A 537-nucleotide genomic window follows, 5' to 3' on the forward strand; every position below is an offset into this window, starting at 1 on the left:
CAAAGATGAAAATCCACACCTGTGATTTGTCGTGTTTCATCAGGAGTGAAGACTTGTGCTTGCGGATCAAATTGTGTCCAGATACGCACCGTTGTTGTCCGCCGCATGACTTTGACATCAATCACGCCTTGCCCAGTAAAAAGCCCCGTTGCAACGGTGCCCCCTTTGCCTCGTGCGATAACATTTTTTGTACCAGCTGTAATATTCTCAGGAATGGTAAAAGTTCCTTCAATGCTCCCCTTGGCATCTGCACAAATAAGGTGGTTATTTGGTAGGACATTCACACCATCAAAGGTAAGGCTTTCCAAGATTTCTCCACTGCCAAAACCTTCAATTTTAAAGTTTAGCTTGATTTGCCTTAAGAAATCGATTTGCTCTTGGCGCGCATTCACCAAATCATCACGCACTTCTGTGTTACGGATAGTTCTCCCACGGTTCCAGCCCATATTCAGTTGTTTGGTGACACTTGAGAGCCAATCGGTGCGCTGCTCATGCCAAAAGTCTGTTGCGGGGTTAAGCGTTAATGTGCCTGGGAGA

General features: G+C 46.0%; 1 pseudogene. It reads right to left on the reverse strand.

Annotated elements, in window-relative coordinates:
• Positions 1 to 537: pseudogene (locus BN338_RS10345) on the reverse strand (DUF4815 domain-containing protein); the annotation flags it as partial.

The organism is Bartonella queenslandensis AUST/NH15, assembly GCF_000312585.1.
GTDB classification, from domain to species: domain Bacteria; phylum Pseudomonadota; class Alphaproteobacteria; order Rhizobiales; family Rhizobiaceae; genus Bartonella; species Bartonella queenslandensis_A.